The 17,818-nt window shown below is 60.9% G+C and carries 17 protein-coding genes; 7 read left to right on the forward strand and 10 right to left on the reverse strand.

Annotation, left to right across the window (positions count from 1 at the left end; all coding sequences use genetic code 11):
* Positions 1–3: 3 nt before the first annotated feature.
* The gene (locus J5J10_RS03545; RefSeq protein ID WP_211928862.1) at positions 4–1,209 is read right to left on the reverse strand and encodes a ceramide glucosyltransferase; all 1,206 of its coding nucleotides are present in this window, start codon (positions 1,207–1,209) and stop codon (positions 4–6) included.
* Between the two features lie 229 nt (positions 1,210–1,438).
* On the opposite strand from J5J10_RS03545, the gene ung reads away from it, so the two are divergent.
* Complete coding sequence (gene ung / locus J5J10_RS03550; protein ID WP_211928863.1) at positions 1,439–2,146, forward strand: uracil-DNA glycosylase; 708 nt, start codon at positions 1,439–1,441, stop codon at positions 2,144–2,146.
* Between the two features lie 23 nt (positions 2,147–2,169).
* Here ung and J5J10_RS03555 read toward each other — a convergent pair whose 3' ends face one another.
* Complete coding sequence (locus tag J5J10_RS03555) at positions 2,170–3,213, reverse strand: phytanoyl-CoA dioxygenase family protein (RefSeq protein WP_211928864.1); 1,044 nt, start codon at positions 3,211–3,213, stop codon at positions 2,170–2,172.
* Between the two features lie 199 nt (positions 3,214–3,412).
* Here J5J10_RS03555 and J5J10_RS03560 point away from each other — a divergent pair, with 199 nt between their 5' ends.
* From J5J10_RS03560 to J5J10_RS03570, 3 genes are all read left to right on the forward strand, one after another.
* Positions 3,413–3,802 carry a RidA family protein gene (locus tag J5J10_RS03560; protein ID WP_211928865.1) on the forward strand — a complete coding sequence of 130 codons (390 nt, stop codon included), beginning with the start codon at positions 3,413–3,415 and terminating at the stop codon, positions 3,800–3,802.
* Between the two features lie 142 nt (positions 3,803–3,944).
* A complete protein-coding gene (locus tag J5J10_RS03565) occupies positions 3,945–4,340 on the forward strand; it encodes a DUF1236 domain-containing protein (protein ID WP_208553902.1) in 396 nt (131 codons plus the stop codon).
* Between the two features lie 54 nt (positions 4,341–4,394).
* A complete protein-coding gene (locus tag J5J10_RS03570) occupies positions 4,395–4,667 on the forward strand; it encodes a hypothetical protein (RefSeq protein WP_211928866.1) in 273 nt (90 codons plus the stop codon).
* A 16-nt stretch (positions 4,668–4,683) separates the two neighbouring features.
* Here J5J10_RS03570 and J5J10_RS03575 read toward each other — a convergent pair whose 3' ends face one another.
* From J5J10_RS03575 to J5J10_RS03600, 6 genes are all read right to left on the reverse strand, one after another.
* On the reverse strand, positions 4,684–5,265 hold the full coding sequence (locus tag J5J10_RS03575; protein ID WP_211928867.1) for an NAD(P)H-dependent oxidoreductase: 582 nt from the start codon (positions 5,263–5,265) through the stop codon (positions 4,684–4,686).
* 184 nt (positions 5,266–5,449) lie between these two features.
* Positions 5,450–6,856, reverse strand: a complete 1,407-nt coding sequence (locus J5J10_RS03580; protein WP_211928868.1) for an FAD-binding oxidoreductase — start codon at positions 6,854–6,856, stop codon at positions 5,450–5,452.
* Between the two features lie 5 nt (positions 6,857–6,861).
* The gene (locus J5J10_RS03585; protein ID WP_211931125.1) at positions 6,862–8,178 is read right to left on the reverse strand and encodes a cytosine deaminase; all 1,317 of its coding nucleotides are present in this window, start codon (positions 8,176–8,178) and stop codon (positions 6,862–6,864) included.
* On the reverse strand, positions 8,175–9,014 hold the full coding sequence (locus tag J5J10_RS03590; protein ID WP_211928869.1) for an ABC transporter permease: 840 nt from the start codon (positions 9,012–9,014) through the stop codon (positions 8,175–8,177). Before J5J10_RS03590 ends, J5J10_RS03585 begins: the two co-directional genes overlap by 4 nt.
* Positions 9,014–9,772, reverse strand: coding sequence for an ABC transporter ATP-binding protein (locus J5J10_RS03595; protein WP_249116819.1), 759 nt, complete (start codon positions 9,770–9,772; stop codon positions 9,014–9,016). Before J5J10_RS03595 ends, J5J10_RS03590 begins: the two co-directional genes overlap by 1 nt.
* A gap of 152 nt (positions 9,773–9,924) precedes the next feature.
* Entirely contained in the window at positions 9,925–10,941 is a 1,017-nt protein-coding gene (locus J5J10_RS03600; RefSeq protein WP_249116665.1) for an ABC transporter substrate-binding protein, read from the reverse strand.
* A gap of 181 nt (positions 10,942–11,122) precedes the next feature.
* Here J5J10_RS03600 and J5J10_RS03605 point away from each other — a divergent pair, with 181 nt between their 5' ends.
* Positions 11,123–12,118, forward strand: a complete 996-nt coding sequence (locus tag J5J10_RS03605) for a LysR family transcriptional regulator (protein ID WP_211928872.1) — start codon at positions 11,123–11,125, stop codon at positions 12,116–12,118.
* On the opposite strand, the gene J5J10_RS03610 is transcribed toward J5J10_RS03605, so the two are convergent.
* Together J5J10_RS03610 and J5J10_RS03615 are read right to left on the reverse strand one after the other, a co-directional pair.
* On the reverse strand, positions 12,106–12,903 hold the full coding sequence (locus J5J10_RS03610; protein ID WP_211928873.1) for a creatininase family protein: 798 nt from the start codon (positions 12,901–12,903) through the stop codon (positions 12,106–12,108). The two genes, J5J10_RS03605 and J5J10_RS03610, sit on opposite strands and share 13 nt — an antisense overlap.
* 126 nt (positions 12,904–13,029) lie before the next feature.
* On the reverse strand, positions 13,030–13,920 hold the full coding sequence (locus tag J5J10_RS03615; RefSeq protein WP_208553912.1) for a DMT family transporter: 891 nt from the start codon (positions 13,918–13,920) through the stop codon (positions 13,030–13,032).
* A 196-nt stretch (positions 13,921–14,116) separates the two neighbouring features.
* Here J5J10_RS03615 and J5J10_RS03620 point away from each other — a divergent pair, with 196 nt between their 5' ends.
* The gene (locus tag J5J10_RS03620; protein WP_208553913.1) at positions 14,117–15,415 is read left to right on the forward strand and encodes an adenylosuccinate synthase; all 1,299 of its coding nucleotides are present in this window, start codon (positions 14,117–14,119) and stop codon (positions 15,413–15,415) included.
* A 61-nt stretch (positions 15,416–15,476) separates the two neighbouring features.
* Entirely contained in the window at positions 15,477–17,786 is a 2,310-nt protein-coding gene (locus J5J10_RS03625; protein WP_211928874.1) for a hypothetical protein, read from the forward strand.
* Positions 17,787–17,818: the final 32 nt, after the last annotated feature.

Here is a 17,818-nt window from a genome sequence, read left to right on the forward strand (position 1 = left end):
GCGTTAGTGCCTAAAGGCGGCTATCGCCCGCGCCTTTTCCCGGGTTTTGTCCATGGCACGGCGTATGCGCGCTCTTGCAGGGCTGACCTCAACGGGATGCGCGACGCTCATGGCATTGCCGCGCCATTCGAAACCGTTGCCGAACCAAGCCGCGAACCAGAGTGCCGGCAAAGCGATGTCGCGGGCGAGCAGCGCCAATGGTGTCCAACGGTCGAGCGGCCAGCGATAGGCGCGGATCAGCGCCAGCTCTATACTGTACCAGGCAATAGCGTATGCGGCGGCTGTTACCGGCGACCATAGTCCCAGCGCTGCGGCCGTGCCGGCGGCGAGGATCGGCAGCAAGCCTCCGGCCAGCAATTCCGGCACGAAGAACAGCACGAAGGAATCGCGTCGCAGTCGGGCCCAGCGCAACTGCCGACGCCAGATGCCGCGCCAGTCGCGGTGACCGATCGGCTGCGGGAAGGGCTTCTCCACCAAGCGAACATTGAGACCTTCGCCCCTGACGATCTTTGTCGAAGCAGCATCCTCCGCCACTTCGGATGCCAGACGTTCGATGCCGCCATGGCTGTCCAGCAGGCCGCGATGGAGCATCATGGTCTTGCCCTGCGCGAAACCCAGACCGATTTCGTCGGCGACCAGTTGCCACCGGGCCTGGTAGCTGTTGAGCCAAGCGCATTCGACCTCGGCCCAGAAGCCCTCCGGATCCGAGCCCACAGGCGGGGAGCAGACCATGCCGGTGCCGGGCAGCCAGCGCGCGAAAAGGCGTGCAAGGTAATCGCGCGGCATCAGCACGTTGCTGTCGGCCATCACGATCCAGGGATAGCGGGCCGCCTTCCAGCCCTTGACGAGATTATTGAGCTTCGGGTTGACGCTGACCCGGTCGTCGCCGGTCAAAATCCGTGCGGGTATATGCGGGTTCCTCTCGATCACACGGCGCGCAACGGAGATCGCCGGGTCCGTTTCGGATGCTACGCAGAAGACGACCTCGTAGGGAGAAGGCCAATCCAGCGCGAATGCCGATTCGAGCGTGCGCTCCAGGTTGTTTTCGAGGCCGCAGATGGGGCGGAGGATACTGACCGGAGGCTGCCCCTGGATCGAGGGGCCAGCCTCGTGGCTCGTCGCCCACGCTCGTCGTATCGCCAATGCCGAACTCGTCATTTGCACCGCGCCGGTCGCCAGGCAGAAGAGCGTCAGTCCATCCATGGTCATGTTCCCGATTCCGCGCTGTTTCGGGCGCGATAGAACGCATATTCGGAGACAGTTTTATGACAGACCGAACGCCTTTGTCGGGACTGCGTTCCCGCGTGCTCGCTTTCTGAAGGCTCTGCCGTTTGGGACTGTCCGTTCAGATGATGCCAGGTGGAAAAGCCTCGCTTCGGGTTGACACCGTCGACGGGTCGCCTTCAATCGACAGCCCATTCATGAAACGGTGATCCGCATGACTGCCGACGTCAAACTGGAAGAAAGCTGGAAACGGGAACTCGGCGGCGAGTTTGCCAATCCGTACATGCAGCAGCTCCGGGCGTTCCTCGTCGAGGAGAAGGCGCATGGAAAGACAATTTTTCCCAAGGGTTCCGAGTATTTCAGAGCTCTCGATCTTACTCCCCTGCAAGAGGTCAAGGTGGTGATTCTCGGGCAGGATCCCTATCATGGTGCGGGCCAGGCGCATGGACTTTGCTTCAGCGTCCGTCCCGGCATCAGGATCCCGCCGTCACTCGTCAATATCTACAAGGAGTTGCAGTCCGATCTCGGCATCCCACCGGCCCGGCACGGGTACCTAGAGCACTGGGCCCGGCAAGGCGTGCTGCTGCTCAACAGTGTTCTGACGGTGGAGGAAGGTCGCGCCGCCGCGCATCAGGGCAGGGGATGGGAGCGCTTCACCGACGCGGTGATCCGGCTGGTCAACGAGCGTTGCGACAACGTGGTCTTCATGCTTTGGGGGTCCTACGCCCAGAAGAAGGCCGCCTTTGTGGATCGCTCACGCCATCTGGTGCTGAAGGCACCGCACCCGTCACCGCTGTCCGCGCAAAACGGCTTCTTCGGCTCCGGCCACTTTTCCAAGGCAAACGCGTATCTCGAACAGCACGGCAGGGTGCCCGTGGATTGGCGTCTGCCGGAGACGCCAGAGATGTCCGAGGCCAAGTGAGGTCACCTTCGCCTGTCACAGCTTTAGATATGCGCCCCGTCGAAAGCGGTGCTTTCTCCGACGTCCTGCCAGACGGGACGCTTGTGCCGCCTTTTGGCGAGCCAGTCCTCATAGGCGAGAAACATGTCCAACCTGCGTTCGCCGAAACCCGGTAGAGAGCTCAACGAGAACGGAAGTGGAGAAAATGGATTGCCGCGATGATAGGCGTGCAGTTCCGCGCGGATTGTATGTTTCGGGCTCGTTGCTCTCGAATGAAACGCATAGGTGTCGGCTACTACAATGGTGTTTGCGGGGACGGTAACTTTCTGCGGCGTGAAATCACCCAGCGCTTGCAGTTCCTCCGGCGAGATACGGAACGACCCGGAAGCATGGTGCTGACGATCGTCGTGATGCGCAGCCAGACTTTGGCGGTGTTCCCACTCCAGACGCTCAGGGGTTAGATGGTGGGAACCGGGAACGAAGACGAAAGGGCCGTCATCCGGACCAACGTCCTGGAGGAAAAGCCACGCCTTTGCTGTCGAGTGAAATGTGTCAGCGTGAAGGGTTATCTGTGGGTCAGCCTTTTTCACGGCCGGCTCAGCGATCACTGTCTGGATGAAGTAAACGGGTTCACCGGGAAGGCCGGCGACGTAGCGGATCAGCGGTGCGAAGGTCTGCGGAGCGGTAAAAGCCTTTAGATCCGGTATTGTCGACAGGACATTTGGGCCGAGCGGGATCATTCTGGTCACCGCCTGCCCCTGTCGCATTTCCCGTGCCGGAAGGGGGGTGGAGTGGAGGGTTTCGACCAGCCGTTCGAAAACTTCCCGCGGCAGCGCGTTTTCCCGGATGACATAACCGTCGCGATCGAATGCCTGACGCTCATCGTCACGGACGGAGGGCGCGAGCCATTTGCGTCTTCTTGCCGCCATGTCGGCTGCCAGTTTGACGCGTGCGCGGTGAAGGCCGCGTTCGTTGAGGCCCGGACTGCCTATCACCGGGTTGGTTCTGAACGATTTGCTGCTTCCCAAAACTGCCATGGTCCAAAGCGGATAACGCCACCACTGGCTCGCAATAGACGTTCTCGACATTTCCCCTCCAATGGTGATGTGCAAGACAACTTACAACGCCTGCGGTGACAGCATAGTTGCACTATTGCGAAAGAAAAGAGCAGGGTTGCGCACCATGAGAGAGGCTTTGCAAAAGCGATGACGGTTGCAGTCGAGAGCTTGAAATTCCCGGCGCCGCCAGCCAATCTGTTTTTCCCGATGATAAAAGCCGGATTTTTCAGTGAAAAGCGTTTTCAACCCGCCATCCGTCCGAAAGCCGTTCGGTCACTACAATCACGGCGTTATGGTTCCCGCAGGTGCGAGCCTTCTTGTGACATCCGGGCAGCTGGGAATCCGGCCAGACGACAGCATTCCGGCGGATGTCAGCGGCCAGGCTGAACTTTGCTTCGAGGCGATCAAGGCTATTCTGGAGGAGGCGGGAATGTCGTTTGCCGACGTCATCCGTATCTCGGCGTTCGTCACCAAACGCGAGGATTTTGGCCCGTACATGGCCGTGCGCGACCGTTACACTATGGATCCAAAGCCAGTTTCCACACTGATCGTCGTCGGCGGGTTCACCCGGCCCGAGTTTCTGGTCGAGGTGGAGGTCACGGCGGCTAAAGTTTTCTGACGGCTAGCGCGCAACGCTAGTCGTTTACCCAGACGTGGTGTGTTCCACCCTGTCGTTCGCGACCTCTCCGGATTTGATGACGGAACAAAAAAGAGGCGCCGCTGTTTTCCTGCCATCCAAACGAGGAGAAAAGGAAACAGCCATGAAGACCAGGATAATCGCGCTCGCTGCACTTGCAGCCAGTTCGCTTGCAGGGGTGGCCCTTGCGCAGGATTCTACAGTGACCGGTGCGGCCGGTGGTGCTGTAACGGGTGCCATCGTCGGTGGTCCGATCGGAGCGGCTGTGGGTGGTATCGTGGGTGCCGCTGCCGGCACGGCAATCGATCCGCCGCCGGAACGGGTGGTCACCTACGTGCAGCAGGCACCGATGCCGGCCGAAACCGTTGTGATCCAGGAGCGCGTGGCTGTGGGACAGCCTCTTCCTCAGACCGTCGTGCTGACTCCCGTTCCGGAAAATCCGGTCTACGCCTACGCTGTGGTCAACAACCAGCGCGTCATCGTTGATCCCCAGACCCATGTGGTCGTGGGAGTCTACTGAGACAAAGAAGCGGCAGGTGCATAGCGCCTGCCGCTTTGATTCCGAGATATCGCCATGCGCACTATCATCTTGCCTATCATCGTCGCGTTCTCAGTCGTGACAATCAGTTTGCAGACTTCGGCCGTCGCGCAGCAGAAGGCGTCGGTGCAGTCCGAGACTCAGGTTGCTGCAAACGTTCAGGCTGTTCAGGACTTTCTGCCTGCAACTCCGGTAGAAATCGGTGTGACCCCTGTTCCTATACCGGAAAATCGAATGAATGTGCGACGTGTCGGTCCGCGCTTCTATCCCGATCCTGGTGGTGCTTTGGATCTGCGCCGGGACTTATAGTCCCGGGCGATGAAGATCAAAAAGCCTCCATTTCCTTGCGAACCTTCGCCATGAAGGCGGACCGTGTCTCCTCGGTGCAGTTGTTCATATCGTAATGGGCAAGAAAGCGGACAGGAGCACCGAGCTTCACTTGAGCTCGAATTACACGCGTAATGATCTTTTTCGGCGGATTGCCGACGAGAAAGGCTCTCATCCGCGTGCCGCCGTAGGTCATCACCGAAGCGACTTTCTGGATGTGCCGGAGGGTTGGGGTCAGCTTGCCGTCCGTCAGATCGAACGACACGCCCATGGTCCACACCCGATCGAAATAGCCCTTCAGCATGGCTGGAAAGCCAAAGTTCCAGACCGGAGTGACAAAGACCAACGCCTCGGCAGCCAGCAAACGGTCGACATAAGGCTGCACCAGTTGCGTGTTTTCCGGATAGTCATGATAGACCCGCCGGTCATGAGCCGACATGACGGGATCGAACCCTTCCGCGTAAAGGTCACAGGGATCCACCTCATGGCCCGCTCTGGCAAGGCTGTCGCAGACCAGCCGGAATAGGGCCTTGTTAAAACTTTCCTTGACCGGATGGGAATGAATAACGAGTACGCGCATGTCGAAAAGCTCCAGTTTCCGCCGGAGGCAATCTCTTCCGGCTTCGATTGAAATTTTTCCGCGCCGTTTGTCCCAATGAGGGTGGCCCGCCCGCCTATGCCGGGCCGGCCCTCACCATGATACCATGCGCCGGGTAATGCCGGCCGGGAGTACCTTCGGAAGTTCTGTCGTCGTGTGGGCGGTCTCAAGCCTCCTGGAATGCCTGGAGGCCAGGGAAGAGGTAGTTCTTGCCAGCGGCGAAATCGAAGTCCGGATTGTCCCAGGCAATCATCTTGCCGGGGTTTAGAAGTCCCTTCGGATCGGTCTCCTTCTTGAAGGCGAGCTGGACGGTATCTGTCTGCTTCATGCCGCCTTCCTCGAGCGTGTAACGGTGTGGGTTGAAGATCGGGCAGCCGTGTTCCTCGTGGATACGGATGATCTCTTCGAGCCGTTCCTCGGTGGTATAGCGCACCAGCGGCAGACCGGAGCACTGGATCTGGCCGTCGAACTTGATGAATTCGAGGTGGCCGTAGACCTCGTCCGGGAACAATTCGACCATTTTCGCGACCTTAGCCACATGGTCAGGGCCGGGGTATTGGACCTGCAGATAGGTGAAACCCGTGTCGAGCTTCAGGGCGCGTAGCGTCGTGTGGTTCCAGGCGAGTTCGTAGGCATGCGGGATGCCCTTCATGCTCTCGACCGTGTCGGAACGGAAGCGGATATCTCCCTTCATCTTTTCGGCGTAGGCGACGAAGGGTTCCATGGAGTGTGGCGCGACCATCAGCACGACGACCGACTGGCCTTCCTTCAGCCAAGGCTTGTGGCGGGTGAAATAGTCGTAGGGGATCGGGGCGGCGATCGGTGCGACTTCCTTGAGCAGGATACCGTTGCGATGGGTGAGGGCATCGGCGAACTTCACCGCATCCATGAAATGGTCATAGCCAACGATGACGTCTACCCAGTCATAGGCGGGAGCGAGCGGCATCTCGACCTCGGTGATGATGCCGTTGGTGCCGTAGGCATGGCTGACCTTCTGAAGGTCCCAGGCGGAGAGCTCCAGCACGCGCGGCTCTGCTTCCATGGTGACGACGCGCAGGCGCAGGATGTTGCCGAGATCGCGCAGGCCGCCCCAGGTGATCGAGCCGACGCCGCCAGACCCTCCGGCGATGAAACCGGCGATCGTCGCGGTCTGGGCGGTCGAGGGATGGAAGCGCAGTTCCTGGCCGGAGTGAGCCTTTGTCTGCTTGTCCAGTTCGGAGATGATCACCCCGGGCTCACACACGACACGGCCGGGGTGGATTTCCTTCACTGCGTTCATGTTCATCAGGTTCAGCACGATGCCGCCGGAGAGCGGCATAGCCTGGCCGTAGTTGCCTGTGCCGCCGCCGCGCGGGGTGACGGGCACGCCGTGGGCATAGGCGACCCGCAGCGTCCGGATCACCTCTTCCTCGCTCTTCGGTGAGACGACGAGGTCGGCAGTTACGTTGTCGAGCTGCGCTTTCAGGATCGGCGAGTACCAGTAGAAATCCCGGCTCTTCTGCTTCACGAGCGCGGGATTGTCCTCGACGGCGATCCCTTCCAGTTCCTTCTTGATCTGCTGGTAGTCGGCCATTGTCGTCAGTCTTTCATCAGCGGGTCAAGTTCACGATAGTCCGGCAGGCTGCGGTCGATGCCCATGCCATTCCGCATCACGATGCGGTCAGCCTGCGGACGGGAGAGGAATTCGCTCCAGCGACGGGCGCTGAAGATCACGAGATCGGCCGGCAGCCCAGCTGCGATACGGCCGACATCTGGGCGACCGAGGATATCGGCCGGTGAGCGGGTGACCACGCGGGCGGCGTCGTCGAGGGGGTGGTCGAGGTGAATGATGCGGACCGCCTCGCGGAAGACCTCGACGGCATCGAGATCGCCATAGGCATAAAACGGGTCGCGGGTGTTGTCGGAGGACACAGCGGTTGGCACGCCGGCGGCCGCCAGTTCCTTGAACATGGTGACGCCGCGGTAGTGCGGCGTGCGGCCCGGCTGGCGGTCCTGCAGGTACATGTTGCACATCGGCAGCGATACGACGGAGATGCGGGCCTCGGCCACCTTGTCGATCGTGTATTTCGCCACGTCGGCGTCCTGTCGCGTTAGCGAACAGCAGTGGCCGACGGTGACAGCGCCTTCGAAACGGTTGCGCAGCTTGGCTTCCGCGATCGACTTCAGCGTCAGGACTTCCTTGTCCTGCGTCTCGTCGACATGCAGGTCGATGTCGAGCCCGTTATCCGCGGCGGTGCGAAATAGAAGGTCGAGGCCGGCGTCGAGATTGCCTTCCATGCGGGTGACGCCGCCGAGCAGGCCATTGTGAGCGACGATCACCTCGATGAGGTCCTTGAAGAACGCCTCGTCGCCGATCTGGTCGAAGGGAAAAAGCGCGACGGCCTGCAGATCGATCTTGCCTGCCCAGGCGTCGCGCACTTCGGAAAACACCTCGAACGATATGCGGTGCTGCGGCGCGAGGCTGTCGAGATGGGTGCGGATCAGCTTCGTGCCATGGGCATAGGCGGTCCTGAGCGCAAACTCCATGCGGGCGCGTACGTCGCCCGCGTTCCAGCGGGCCTCGCGATCGGCCTTGACCGTTTCCAAGGCGCCCGGGAAGTCACCGGTCGGGTTTGGACTGCGTGGCCAGATATGCCCCTTGTCGAGATGAGTATGCATGTCGACGAAGCAGGGCCAGACCATGCTCTCGTCGAGGTCGGTGGACGGAAGGTCCGCGGGCGCCGATCCGGCTGGCAACAGCGCCTCGATCTTGCCTCCGCTGATCACGATGTCGGCGCTAAGGAGACCTTCGCATGTGGGTGCTTGGAAACCATCGACGGTGACGGAGGGCAGGGTCGCGTTGCGCAGCGCGAAGCGGTCGGCTTTTGGCAGGTGTGGAACAAATGCAGGCATCAGTTTTCCCGTTTCAGGCTGCTTTCATGCCAGCGGTGGAGCGCAAGCCAGGAGATGAACGAGGTGATCGCGAAGATCACGACGCCGAGGCAGGAGAGCAGGAATAGCGCGGCGAACAGGCGGGGAATGTTCAGCCGGTATTGCGATTCCAGCAGGCGGAAAGCCAACCCCGAACCAGCGCCGGCGGAACCCGCGGCGAACTCCGCGACCACGGCCGCAATCAGTGCGAGACCGCCACCGATCCGGAGACCCGTCATGAAATAGGGCAGGGAGGCCGGGAGCTTCAGATAGAGCAAGGTCTGCCAGCGAGAGGCGCCATAGAGGTCAAAGAGGTTCAGCAGATTGTGGTCAACGCTCTTGAGCCCCTGAACCATGTTGGAGAGGATCGGGAAGAAGGCGACCAGGAAGGCGCAGATCAGCAGCGCGACCTGGGTCGACGGTGCGTAAATCAGGATCAGCGGCGCGATCGCCACGATCGGGGTGACCTGCAGGATGACGGTGATCGGATAGAAGGCGACCTCGATCCAGCGGGACTGGACGAGGAAGACGGCGATGCCGACGCCGCCGATCAGGGCAAGTGCGAGCGAAGCGACGGTGATCTTCGTCGTGACCCACAGAGCTGGAGAGAGCGTGCCCCAGTCGTTGAAGAGAGATTTGGCGACGGCCACGGGACCGGGAAGGATGTATTGCGGTACGCCTGAGACGACGACGCCGATATGCCAGAGCAGGATGAGGAAGGCGATGACGCCGACGGGGACGACAACCCGCAGAATCGTTTCGGAATGACGGCCCAGCGCGGATTGTTTTGGTACGGAAAGAATCAGGTTCGCGTCCGCCATCAGTGTTCCTCCCCGCCGATCGCTTCGAGCAGCATGTTTGAGACCTTTTCGCAGGCCTGCCGATACTCTTCCGACGTGCGGTAATGCGCGTCGCGATCAAGGCTGGTGGTCAGCGGGAAATCGGCATGGACCCGACCGGGACGGGCCTTCATGACAACGATACGATTTGAGAGGTAAGCGCTTTCGAAGACGGAATGGGTTACAAAGATGACCGTGATGCCGGTGTCCTTCCACAGGCGCAGGACGTCATCGTTGAGCTTCTGGCGGGTGATCTCGTCGAGTGCTGCAAAAGGCTCGTCCATCAGCAGCAGCTTCGGCTTGGTGACCAACGCGCGGGCGATGGATACGCGCATCTTCATGCCGCCTGAGAGTTCGCGCGGGTAGGCATCCGCGAAATCCTGGAGACCGACGGTCGCGAGGGTCGCCATGATGTCGTCGCGCGCCGACGCCTTGGAGATGCCACGCAGTTTGAGCGGCAGGTAGACGTTCCCGAACACCGTCTGCCACGGCATCAATGTCGGTTCCTGGAACACGAAAGAGATGTCGCCTTCCGGCAGCCCCTTCGAGTTGATCCGGGAGCTCGGCCAGTCGATTGTGCCGGACGAGGTGTCGCCGAGGCCGGCGATGATGCGCAGCGCCGTCGACTTGCCGCAACCTGAGGGTCCGAGAAGGCTGACGAACTCGCCGCCATTGACGGTGAGCGTCATGTTCGACAGCGCCAGCGTGCCACTGGAAAACATCTTCGATACACGGTCCATAACGACAAGCGGGCGCCGTGTCTGCGGAGATGCGGCGGACGCGATGGTGGGTGTTGTCGTCTGAACCTGGGAAGCAGTCATTACCGGCCTTGCATTCCATGTGATGGGTTGCCCTCCGCTGATGCCGTGCAACGCGGAGGGCAGTTCCCGACTTACTTCTTCAATGCGAGGCCAACGCCCTTGCACACGTATTGCGTGGTGTAGGCCTTCTTGTAATCGAGGTCGGCCGGCTGCACACCGATCTGGACCATGGCATCGAAGAAGGCCTTGTACTTGTCGTCGGTCATGCAGCCGATGCCCTTGTCGAGCGCCTCCGCCGATTCGACGATGCCGTACTCCTTCATCTTGGCGATCGAATACTCGATCTGGCCGTCGGTCATCTCGGGATTGTCCTTCTTGATGAGGTCGTTCGCCGCCTTGTTGTCACCATAGAGGTAGTTGTACCAACCCTCGATCGAAGCATCGACGAAACGCTGGACAACGTCGGACTTTGTCTCGACCATCGTGGCGGTCGTCGTGATCATCGTCGAATACGGATTGTAGCCGTTGTCGGCGAGAAGGAAGACCTTTGGCGCCCAGCCGGCCTGCTTCTCAATTTCATAGGGTTCGGAGGTCAGGTAGCCCTGCTGCGCGGACTTGGGATCGGCAATGAAGGGGGCCGGATTGAAGGTGTAGGGCTTGTACTGTGCGTCGCTGAAGCCTTCGAAATTCTTCTTCATCCACTCGAAATAGGTAACGTAGCCGTCCTTGCCCATGAAGATCGACTCAAGCTTGGCGAGATCGGCGAAGGTTTCGATGCCCTGGTCGGGATGGGCGAGCAGGACCTGCGGGTCCTTCTGGAAGATCGCGGCGACGTCGATCAGCGGGATGCCTTCCTTCACGGCATCCATCTCACCGAGCGGGCTGCCCATGTAGAAATCGACCTTGCCGGCGATTAGAAGCGAGCGGTTGGCAGCCTGCGGCCCACCCTGAACGATGGTGACCTTCAAGCCGTACTTTTCATAAGTGCCGTCGGCGACGGCCTGGTAGAAGCCGCCATGTTCCGCCTGCGCGAGCCAGTTGGTGCCGTATGTTACCTCGTCGAGGGCATAGGCGGGCATGGAGACGGCTGCCGCGCCGGTCAGGCTGAGCGCGGCGACAAAAGACTTGAATATCCGTGCATTGGTCATGGTTTTGAGTTCCCCTGTTAAACCTTGCGGCATCGTGAGACGTGTTCTTCTACGCTCATTTGAGCGGTTGCCATGCGCGATGAAAAGCATCAAAATTCGCGCGCATTGATGCCTTTGCAGCATCGCTTGCGCCTTTGTTTCCTGATTGTGCGGGATGATAAAAAAATAGGCAATGGTGGCCATGCTGCATTCGAGAAAACTGCTCTATATCGACGAAATCGCCAGGTGCGGATCGATCCGCAAAGCCGCCGCCCGGTTGAATGTCGCCTCATCCGCGGTCAACCGCCAGATCCTGGCCATCGAGGAGGAGTTTGGAGCGCCTATTTTCGAACGCCTGCCGCGCGGACTACGGTTGACGGCGGCCGGCGAGTTATGCGTGGAGCACATCCGCGATGTGCTGAAGAACTACGAAAGGCTCGAGAGCCGTATCCGCAGCCTCAAGATGCCGCAGGCCGGGAAAGTGTCCATCGTCGTGACGACCGGGCTCGCCGCCGGCCCCCTGCCTGCCATCCTCGCCGGCTTCATAGAGAAGAACCCGCGCGTGCGCATTCTGCTGAGGGATGACGGCAATACATCCACTATCAATCCGGTGCTCACGGGGGAGGTCGATCTCGGCCTCGGCTTTAACATCCCGGCGACGCCCGGGATCCGCACTCTGGCCAATTTCGATATCCCGATCGGTGTCGTCTTGCCTCCGTCTCACCCTCTTGCGCAAGAGGCGGGCCCCGTGGATCTGGTCAGCGTGGTGCAGGAGCCGCTGGTGCTTGCCCAGCCGGGGACTAGCCTGCGCAATGTCATCAATCTGGCGCTCGCACCGCTTCCCATCCCTGTGGAGCCGCTGCTGGAGACCAATTCCTCGTTGATGCTCAAGCAACTCGTCAAACGGGGTACCGCGCTCAGCCTGCTCAATCCACTCGATGTGAGCGCAGAATGCCGCAGCGGAGAATTGGTTTTCCGGCCGATTGCCGATCCGCACACGCGGCACCAGCCGATGAAGCTCTTTGCCCGGGCGCGGGCGCCGCTCGATGCCGCAACCAGCGTCTTTGCCGAATATCTGATGCAGGAACTCGTGGCGCTGGTTCGCGAGTTGCAGGCGAAGGGCCATCTGCCGGTATCAGCGGCGCCGATCGCCGGGGCTGCGGCTCCCGTCCTTTCAGACCTCGATCAGGGCTTGTAGAGGTTGGACAGAGGGTAGGCTTCGACGTCGCGCAACAGGTCCACGAACCCTGCGACCTGATGCTTGCAAATCGCTTCGCCCTTCGCCGCGGTTCCCGCCGCCGCATTTCCGACGACGCCGTGCGGATTGAGGTCGTGGGCGATCCAGGCGAGCGAATGCGGTGGAAGCGGCGTCAGATATTTGGAACCGGCCCGGATCTCCTCGGCCCTGGAGACGAAGTTCTGGGCCTTGTCCATTCGCACCAGGTCCGGACGGAAGTAGAGCATCAGCGAGGTCTCGACTTCGCCGCCGTGAATGCCGTAGCGGTTCTCGTGTTCGGAGATCATGCCGACGGGATTGCCGAAGCGACCCCATTGGGTTGAGACGACCACCATCTGGTGACGGACGCGCAGTTCGCGCGCCACGATGCTCATGATATCGACATTGCCGCCGTGGGAATTGACGATCACGAGTTTTTTCACGCCAGCTTCCGCCACCTTGGTGCCGATCGCCGTCCAGGCGGGGATCAGGATTTGGGGGCCGAAGGAGAGTGTGCCAGGACCATAGATATGTTCATTCGCCTTGCCGATTTCCTGGGTTGGCAGCACGAGAATGTCGAGGTCGGCGGGGAGCTGGTTACGGAGTTCGGCGATCATGCCGTTGGCTATCGCCACGTCGGTCGCTATCGGAAGGTGCGGGCCATGCTGTTCCGTCGATGCGATCGGCAATACCGCTATCGTCTTATCGACCGAGAGTCCCGCGAAGTCCGAGGTATTGAGTTCGTTCCAGTAGAATGGCTTGGACATGGCGGCTTCCTCGGTTTGGCTTCCGCTATGGCTTAGGAAATCCGGCTGGCGTCGAAAAGCATCAATTTGCGGGCAGCGTGCTGCCTTTTCGGTAGCGGACGCGGCCACCGTATCGATGTCAGCACATCACGTCTTTTCTTTCGGCTTTCCCCATTCGGCGATTGCAATGCCGCCGAGCACGAGCACCATGGCGACAACGTGGAAGAGCTGCAGGCTCTCGCCGACGACCAGAATGGACAAAAGCGTGCCGAATACCGGCACCAGGTTGACGAAGAGGCCAGCCCGGTTGGCGCCTATGACCTCGACACCTTTGACATAGAGAATTTGCGAGACGAGCGACGGCAGCAAGGCGGCGTAGGCTATGATCGCCAGCCCCAGCGTGTCTGGCAGTATGAGGTTGCCGGTTTCGGCCTCCCAAAAGACGAGGGGAAGTGCTGCGAGCGTCGCGCCGAACGCGGAGCCTGCCATCAGGCTGCGCCAGTGGATCTGCGGCCGCCAACGCAAGGCTACCGTGTAAAGGGAGTAGGCGAGTACTGCCAGCAGAAGGAGGGCGTCGCCGTAGTTCAGCGTCAGCGTCAGAAGCGTGGCCAGATCGCCATGGCTGGCGGTCAAGGCAACGCCGACGAAACTGATCAGGAAGCCCAGTATCTGGATTGCTGACACCGGGATCCGGAAGAAAATGAAGTTGATGATGAAAATCAGAACCGGGATCCCGCCCTGCTCGATCGCGCCGTTGACGGCACTCGTATATTTGAGAGCGGAGTAGAGGAAGCCATTGAAGGCAGTATAGCCGATGGCGCCGTAAGCGAGCAGAAGCAGCCAGTTACGCCGGATCTCCGGCCAGTCCCTGCGCAACTGCGGAACGGATATCGCGGTGATCAGCATGAAGGCGATGCCCCAGCGCGACAGGTTCAGCATCATGGGGCTAACATGGCCGACCGCCATTTTCCCGAAGGCGGTGTTGCCGCCCCACAGGAACGTCGTCACGACCAGATACAAATATGCTTTCGCGGACAAGTTCCACCACCTTACCGGTATTGACGTTGACCGGAATGCGGTCGAGACGTGTGCGACGGAATAGGCCAGGGGCATGGAATTGTCACGCAAAAAGCCGAATCTGCAGCGACAAACGGGTCGCTTTCCGCAAAACAACGCAGTATAGATGCGCCGGTTTGCATAGGGCGCAGGCATGCGCGATTGACAGGATTATGAAATGACCAATGTCGTGGTGATCGGTTCGCAGTGGGGCGACGAAGGCAAGGGCAAGATCGTCGACTGGCTGTCGGAGCGTGCCGATATCGTCGTCCGTTTCCAGGGCGGCCACAATGCCGGTCACACGCTCGTCATCGACGGCGTCAGCTACAAGCTCTCGCTTCTTCCGTCCGGCGTCGTGCGCCCCGGCAAGATGGCGGTGATTGGCAATGGAGTCGTTGTCGATCCGCATGCACTTATCGCCGAAATCGGTCGGTTGAAGGATCAGGGTGTCGAAGTGACGCCGGCCAATCTGCGAATCGCGGAAAATGCCACGCTCATTCTGTCGCTCCACCGCGAGCTCGACGGCATGCGTGAGGATGCCGCTTCCAACAGCGGTACGAAGATTGGAACCACCCGTCGCGGCATCGGCCCAGCCTACGAGGACAAGGTCGGTCGCCGTGCCATTCGCGTCATGGATCTTGCCGACCTCGATGCGCTCGAAGGCAAGGTCGAGCGCATTCTCACCCACCACAACGCTCTGCGTCGCGGCTTCGGCGCTGCCGAGGTCGAGCACAAGACGATTATGCAGGAACTCACCTCCATCGCCGAGCGTGTCCTGCCGTTCATGGATTCGGTCTGGAACATGCTCGACAAGGAGCGTCGCAAGGGTTCGCGCATCCTTTTTGAAGGCGCGCAAGGCTCTCTTCTCGACATCGACCACGGTACCTATCCTTTCGTCACATCGTCGAACACGGTTGCCGGTCAGGCCGCTGCCGGTTCTGGCATGGGTCCTGGTTCGCTTGGCTATATCCTCGGCATCACAAAGGCTTACACCACGCGCGTCGGCGAAGGTCCGTTCCCGACGGAGCTGCATGACGAGATCGGTCAGTTCCTCGGTGAAAAGGGCCATGAATTTGGTACGGTGACGGGTCGAAAGCGTCGCTGCGGCTGGTTCGATGCAGCGCTGGTGCGCCAGTCGGTTGCCACCAACGGAATCACCGGTATCGCGCTCACCAAACTCGACGTTCTTGACGGTCTTGAAGAGCTGAAGATCTGCGTCGGCTACAAGCTGGACGGCCAGGAAATCGACTATCTGCCGGCAGCCCAGGCGGCGCAGGCGCGTGTCGAGCCGATCTATGTGACGCTCGAAGGATGGAAGGAATCGACCGTTGGTGCCCGCAAATGGGCGGATTTGCCTGCTCAGGCAATCAAGTATGTGCGCCAGGTCGAGGAACTCATCGGCGCTCCTGTCGCGCTTTTGTCCACAAGCCCGGAGCGGGACGACACGATACTTGTGACCGATCCCTTTGAGGACTAATGTTGGCGACCTTTAAGGAAATGTTAATCACCGGTGGACCGGTGACCATGAGAAAGTACTGATGGCAGATTTTATCGCAGTAATTCGTCGCGCGGTGACCGGACTGCCGAACAATACGCCGGAGATGCGCACCAAGGTCTACGACAAGGCGCGCGCCGCTGTCCGCCGTCAGCTCGAGACGATGAACCCGCGTCCCTCCGAGGAGATGCTGAAGCGTCAGCTCGACAAGCTGGAAGCCGCCATCATCGAGGTGGATTCGGAATATGCCGAGGCGCTTCCGGCGGTCGAAGACGATGGGGTCGAAGCGCTCGCATATGCCGATGAACCTTCAGAGGCAGAAACCTATGTTCCTCCGGCAGCTGCTTCTGACGCGGTCGAGCCGGCTCCGTCCTGGGACGCTCCTGCCGAGGAGCAGCGTCCTTCGGAATACGACGTCCATCCCTACCAGGACGAACAGACGAGCGAGCAGCCCGAGAGCTATCGCGAGGTTGAGTCTGACGGAGATCGGAACGGTTCAGTTGATGAGCGGTCGGCAGCGGAGCCGGAGCCTGTCGCGGGCGAGATACCCTATTCGGAGCAGGAAGACGAGCCGGTCCTAACGGTCGAACCTGCCGAGCCTCAAGACACGGCCGCAGTTTACGGATGGCAGCCGGAGACCGAGATCCATCCGGAACCGTCCGAGCCTCTCGAAGTCGAGGCGATGGAGCCTGTCTCCGCCGGAGACGCGGACAACTGGCCAGTCAGCGCGCCTGCGGCATGGACGGAGAGCCCTGCCGAGAGCCAGCAGGCGGAAGAGCCAGAGGACTTGCCTGAAGAGGAACCGGTGAGCGAGGAGCCGACACCGGTCGTGGCGGCGACCGAGAGCTCCCCTTTCGATGAATGGGAACGGTCGCTCGAAGCTTCGCGTGCCGCAGCTGTCGAGGCGGCGGAGCTGCCATCCGAGGAGCCCGTAGCTCCCGCTCCCTACGATCCGTACGAACTTCATCCTGCGCAAGTGGGCGAAGACGTTCACGAGCAAGAACAGGCGGAGGTGGTCCCGCAGTCTGCGGAGGCTCCGCGCGCCGTTGAGATGCCGGCGGCAGGTCTCGACCTTCTCGACTGGGAGCCGCCGGCAACGACGAGTTCTGTGAACAAGGGCGAGCCATTGCCGGTCGATGATTTCGCGGACTGGCTGACGCCTGCGGCTGTCACCGCCGGTACCGCGGCGACGTCGTCACGCATGACGGAGGCTCTCGATGAACTCGAGTTGGAGCCGACGACCGGTAAACCGGCCGCGTCGCGCGTCGCAACCGACGGTGATTTCGACGAGTTGATGGCGGCTACCGAGGCCAAGGCTTACAAGGCTCCGCCAACCCGCAAACGAAGCCTCGTACCATTGCTTTTGGGACTTGCCGGCCTCGTGGTCATCGCCGGCGGCGGGTATGCGGTGTGGCTGAACAAAGATGCGATGGGCGAATTCGTGACCGGGCTTGTGAGCTCGGCATCGAATGGTACCAGCGATGAGGCCGGGGACGTTGCGACGACCGAGGGCCAGACGCCGCCGACGCCGGTCGACACGGCGACCGGTACCGAGGCTCCGCAGGCACAGGCGCCCGCCGAAGGCGAAGTCGCCGGTCGTAAATTCACCCAGCGGCTTCTTGCCAACGGGACCGAGGTGGATGAGGGAGACGGCAGCATCGGCACCGGCGAGGAAGGCCGTTCCGTTTCCGAGCAGACGCTTGCCGCTGCCGACACGCCTGCAGCGCAGGCTCCGGCCGGGGCGACAAACACCCCTCCAGCAGTGCCTCCTGTCGAAGCCGGAGCCGCCACAGCTGCGGGCGAACGGGCCATCGTGTATGAAGAGCGCATCGGCCAAGCGACACCGACGGCCGTCAACGGGCGGATCGAGTGGAGCGTTTCGCGCGAGATCGGCCCGTCCGGCAAACCGGAACCGGCTGTGCAGGGCAAGCTTATCGTGCCGGAAAACGGCTTGAGTGCGCTCATCACCTTCAAGCTCAATACCGACAGCTCCTTGCCTGCCAGCCATCTCATCGAGGTCGTCTTTTCAGTCCCACCGACCTTTGAGGGTGGTGCGATCGAGGATGTTCAACGCGTTGCCATGAAACGCACCGAGCAGGATCGGGGCGATCCGCTGGTGGCGGTCGCCGCCAAGATCACCGACGATACCTTCCTGATCGCACTGAACGACTTTCAGGATGTCGTGGCGCGCAATCTCGAGCTGCTTCGCACCCGCAACTGGATCGACATACCGGTCACCTATCGCAACGGCCGTCGTGCGCTCCTGACGATCGACAAGGGTGCGACCGGGGCGGCCGCTTTTGAGAACGTCATCAAGGAGTGGGCGGCGCTTGGAACGACAAACGGCGGCTGATGAGCCGCCGTTTGATTTATCGTGACACCTAG

The organism is Ciceribacter sp. L1K23, assembly GCF_018122705.1.
GTDB lineage: Bacteria > Pseudomonadota > Alphaproteobacteria > Rhizobiales > Rhizobiaceae > Allorhizobium.

What these genes read in the sequence shown, in the direction of transcription:
- J5J10_RS03555 (WP_211928864.1), bottom strand. Translation starts at nt 3,213, where the DNA reads ATGTCGAGAACGTCTATTGCGAGCCAGTGGTGGCGTTATCCGCTTTGG.
- ung (WP_211928863.1), top strand. Translation starts at nt 1,439, where the DNA reads ATGACTGCCGACGTCAAACTGGAAGAAAGCTGGAAACGGGAACTCGGC.
- J5J10_RS03575 (WP_211928867.1), bottom strand. Translation starts at nt 5,265, where the DNA reads ATGCGCGTACTCGTTATTCATTCCCATCCGGTCAAGGAAAGTTTTAAC.
- J5J10_RS03565 (WP_208553902.1), top strand. Translation starts at nt 3,945, where the DNA reads ATGAAGACCAGGATAATCGCGCTCGCTGCACTTGCAGCCAGTTCGCTT.
- J5J10_RS03605 (WP_211928872.1), top strand. Translation starts at nt 11,123, where the DNA reads ATGCTGCATTCGAGAAAACTGCTCTATATCGACGAAATCGCCAGGTGC.
- J5J10_RS03570 (WP_211928866.1), top strand. Translation starts at nt 4,395, where the DNA reads ATGCGCACTATCATCTTGCCTATCATCGTCGCGTTCTCAGTCGTGACA.
- J5J10_RS03595 (WP_249116819.1), bottom strand. Translation starts at nt 9,772, where the DNA reads ATGGACCGTGTATCGAAGATGTTTTCCAGTGGCACGCTGGCGCTGTCG.
- J5J10_RS03610 (WP_211928873.1), bottom strand. Translation starts at nt 12,903, where the DNA reads ATGTCCAAGCCATTCTACTGGAACGAACTCAATACCTCGGACTTCGCG.
- J5J10_RS03590 (WP_211928869.1), bottom strand. Translation starts at nt 9,014, where the DNA reads ATGGCGGACGCGAACCTGATTCTTTCCGTACCAAAACAATCCGCGCTG.
- J5J10_RS03620 (WP_208553913.1), top strand. Translation starts at nt 14,117, where the DNA reads ATGACCAATGTCGTGGTGATCGGTTCGCAGTGGGGCGACGAAGGCAAG.
- J5J10_RS03580 (WP_211928868.1), bottom strand. Translation starts at nt 6,856, where the DNA reads ATGGCCGACTACCAGCAGATCAAGAAGGAACTGGAAGGGATCGCCGTC.
- J5J10_RS03545 (WP_211928862.1), bottom strand. Translation starts at nt 1,209, where the DNA reads ATGACCATGGATGGACTGACGCTCTTCTGCCTGGCGACCGGCGCGGTG.
- J5J10_RS03600 (WP_249116665.1), bottom strand. Translation starts at nt 10,941, where the DNA reads ATGACCAATGCACGGATATTCAAGTCTTTTGTCGCCGCGCTCAGCCTG.
- J5J10_RS03625 (WP_211928874.1), top strand. Translation starts at nt 15,477, where the DNA reads ATGGCAGATTTTATCGCAGTAATTCGTCGCGCGGTGACCGGACTGCCG.